Raw genomic sequence first — 3778 nt, forward strand, 5'->3', positions numbered from 1 at the left:
AGCGCGTCCCGGACGGCCGGATCATCACCCGCACGACCTCCTGCAACCAGCCGGGTCCGCCCGGCTCGGGCCGGGCGGAAGCGGGGCGGGCCCCTCCTTGGTTCTTCAGCACGAGGGGCCCGCCGTGCTCTTCCAGACGGGAAGGCGCGATGCACTGCGCATGGTGCCCCGTCGGGGGCTTCAGCGTGCGGGCAAGGGCCCTGACGTCGTTATCCGGCCCGGGCTGCGAGCAGTTGGGCTCGGGTGTAGGTCGCAGTGCCGGGGGCGTCGCGGAGTAGCTCGAACAGGGCCGGCGGTGCCGCGGGGTCGTTGGGGCGTACCGCAGGGGCGGAGATGTCGTCGAGGAGGACATCGACGAGGCGTGCGAGAGTGTGGCAGCCGTTGCCCGAGTAGCCGTAGCCGATGCCCCAGCCGTCCCGTTCGGGTGCCAGCCACAAGGTCTGGTCTTCGGTACGGATCCAGCAGGTTCCGGCGCTGAGGACGAGGGCCGCGAGCGGCGAGCGGGTCGGCAGGCGCTGCAGTGTGTAGGTGGACAGGTCCGTAGTGCCAGTGTCCGGAGAGCGCAGCAGCACGGGGACGCCGGCGACGGGGTCGTGGAGGAGGACGTCGTCGTCGGTCTCGCGGTCGTTGGCCAGCAGTACCTTCTCCAGGACGGTCGGTGGTTGGTCGACAGCTGCCGGGACCAGGCGCTTGGCCCACTCGCGGGCGGTGGCGCAGGCGTCCGGCCGCACGCTGACCACGGCTCCGGTGTGCCAGTCCTTTCCACCGTCCCAGCGCTGGGCGAAGGCAGCGACGCGGTGGGCGAGGACATCGCGGCGTTCGGTGATGCTCAGCCAGCCGGCTCGACGGACCATCTCCGTCGGCTCCTCGGGGGCGGCGCGCAGCAGCGGAGCCGGTACCGCGCCAAGGACGAGGTGGGCACCGTCGCCGCCGTCGGCCGCGTTCTTGCGCAGTTCGGCGATGTAGCGGGTGGTCGAGGCGTGGCCGCGGTGGCGGACTTCGCGAGCGAGGTACCAGCACAGCTCGGCCGCCGGGGACCCGTCCGGCTCGTCCGCGGCGAGCTCCGTCAGCGCCGTGACCGGGGTGGCGATGTCGTGTGCGGGCACCACCGCCGGTGGTGCGCCCGGCCGCCAGGCGGCGATCGCATCGCGGTCGCGCAGCGCGTGGAACCAGTACGGCGCCGGTTGTCCGAGAAGGGCTGCCAGTTCGGCCCACGTCGCGTAGTACGGCTGGTCGCCCCCTTCAACGTCGTAGGCCTGGAGGTCGGGCACCCAGGGCTGGCTCACCTGGGTGCTGGTCTGTGCCACGACCACGCACGCGTATCTGTCGGCCAGGCGTGCACCGTGGTGTCGGCGCAGGGCGCCGGCGGCGATCTTGGGGGCGGCGTTGCCGTCGACCATCGAGTGCACAAGCGCGACGCCGCCGCGGTCTGTGTCCCACCGCAGTACCGCGTAACGGTCGATGAACTCCGCCCGGTCGAACTCGGCGTTTCCTGCTGGCTGTTGGAGCCATCGCTGCTGGTTCGTTTGGCCGTTGTCGTCGTCCGGTGTGTTCCGTGTGAACAGCGTCATGCCGTCCCCTCCCCAAGGCCGTCAGTACATCCCCCCAGGCCGGGAGACCGGCCCGGATTGTCTGCGGCCCCCACTTTGCCCGGCGTTGCGGCCCGGCACCCGTGAAGCACGAGAACCGGACATGGCTGACACCTGACCGCCCGACTGTTCGGCATTTGGGGCCGCCCGCGGTCCACCCACTCGCTTGGTGTCGTGGCGCGAACGAGTATCGCCGGTGCGGAAGGAGGGGCCGGCATGCTCCTCGGCGGCCGTCTTGCCCGTGCGGAGCGGCAGTTGCAAGGCCGTGTCGTGGGGTTGGGTTCCGGGGTGAGTGCCGTCGGGTCGTCCGACAGGCCCTGTCGCCTTTGCCGTCGGCGTGGGCTTGACCGGTGGATCTCACCTGGAGTTGCAGGCTGCCGAGCTGCGACAAGCAGGTGCTGGTGGTCTTTGCTCCAAGGAATCCAGCACAATCGGCCGCTGCCGTTGTTGGTTCATCGGGCGGTGGAACGGACCAGTCCGAGGACCGGGTTGAGACCCAGGATGTGTCGTTCTGTCCGCCGGCCCTGTATATGCCCGTCAGGCAGTACCCGGTGAGGCAGCAGACGCAGATCCCGGGCGAGCGGAGTCTTGTTCCACTCCGTGGGCGGGGCGGTGTCGGGTGCGTCGGGTAGATACGTTGCGGGGGCCGGGATGCTGAGACGGGCGAGATCGGCGACCTGTTCGCGGGTCAGCCGCTTGTGGCCGGGGGCCGGCATGGGCAGGGGGCAGCTGCGCTGGGGGTCGAGCCAGTAGGTGGCGTCGTCTCCGTGGTAGATGGGCAGCAGCCGTGCCGAGTCGGCGCCGAGGCGGGTGGTGAGCAGGTCGGGGTCGAGGTCGCGGTCGGTGATCGGGTAGAGGTCAGTGAGGGTGTCGGGGGCGGGGATGGCTGCGGTGTCAGCGGCCGCAGCGTATGCGGCCTCCTGGCCAGCGCGTCGGTGGTCGTCGCGCAGAGCTTGTTCGGCGAGGGTGTTCAGGTCCGCGTAGACGGTTTCGATCATGGGGGTGACGGCGTCCGGGATGGCGATGGGTGCGTCGGCCTGCTCCGCGAGCAGGTCGCGGGTCCGGCGCAGCAGGGCCTGGTCGTAGACGTTCCCCCACGCTGGTGGTGGCAGCTCCCCAGCGGGTGTCAAGACGACGAGGCGTGGGGCGGGTGCCCAGGCGGGACGGTGTCCGCGGCCGGCGAGGGAGTGGCGGTGTCCGCGGCCGGCGCGCTGAAGGAGCTGGGCAAGGGGTGCGAGGTCGGTGACAACCAGGTCGAAGTCGACGTCGAGGGACTGCTCGGCGACCTGAGTGGTCACCACGATCCACGGCTCACGCGGTCGGCGAGCGCGGGGGCCGAGGAGAGCGAGGAGTCGGCGGGTGATGTCCTCGCGCTGCCATTGCGGCATGCGGGCGTGGAGCAGCAGGAGGTTCGGGGTGCGGGTACCGGAGCGGGCGGCGAGGGCTTGGTAGGTGGCCTGGGCGTCAGGAACGGTGTTGCAGACGACGAGGACGGCGCCGGGGTCTTCGCTGGCCTCGTAGAGAGGGGCGAGGGTGCGGACCAGCTGCGTGGCGCGTCCGTCGGCGACGCTGGGGTCGTGGGTGTGGCGCACGAGGTGCTGGTCGACGCCGAGGGAGTGAGCGCGGGCACTGGGGATCGTGCCGGAGGCGGTCACGACGCCGGTGGTCGAGTCCGCGAACAACCAGCCGGGGTAGGCCGGGTCGACGGGCTTCGGGATGGTGTGGCCGGCGCCCTGGAGGTAGGCGTGGACCAGGCGCTCGGCGAGGTGGCCGGCGAGGGTCGCGGACAGCAGTACTACGGGAGCGCCGAGGTGGCCGAGCCACTGGAGCAGGCGGACGGTGAGGGCGTGGCCGAAGGCGTCGTAGGCGTGGGCCTCGTCGATGATCACGGTTTTGCCGGACAGGCCGAGCCAGCGCAGGGTGTTGAACCGCATGGGCAGGCAGGCCATCGCGGCCTGGTCCCAGGTGCCGACAGCTGTCCCGGCAGCCAGGCCGAGGTGCTTTCGGCGCATGAAGTCGCCCGCCGTCGTGGACACCCCGTCGTCGGAGAGTTCGGTGTCGGGGGCGTCCGTGGAGTATGCCTCCTTCAGCCAGGCCACGGGCGCGGCGGTCACGCTGTCCTGGTGGGGTGTCCACACGGTGATGACGGGAACGGCCTACGACCCGCCGCGCGCCCTGCCCATCAAGGC

2 protein-coding genes are annotated in these 3778 nt (G+C 71.2%); both read right to left on the reverse strand.

Going from position 1 to position 3778, the window contains the following annotated elements:
* Nucleotides 1-209 precede the first annotated feature (209 nt).
* Nucleotides 210-1571 (reverse strand): hypothetical protein, encoded by a 1362-nt coding sequence (locus ABZ281_RS41860; protein WP_356663184.1) that lies wholly within the window; start codon nt 1569-1571, stop codon nt 210-212.
* A 470-nt stretch (nt 1572-2041) separates the two neighbouring features.
* Complete coding sequence (gene cas3, locus ABZ281_RS41865; protein ID WP_356663186.1) at nt 2042-3601, reverse strand: CRISPR-associated helicase Cas3'; 1560 nt, start codon at nt 3599-3601, stop codon at nt 2042-2044.
* Between the last annotated feature and the right edge of the window lie 177 nt (nt 3602-3778).

It is taken from the genome of Streptomyces sp. NPDC006265, from assembly GCF_040613555.1.
Classification (GTDB): domain Bacteria; phylum Actinomycetota; class Actinomycetes; order Streptomycetales; family Streptomycetaceae; genus Streptomyces.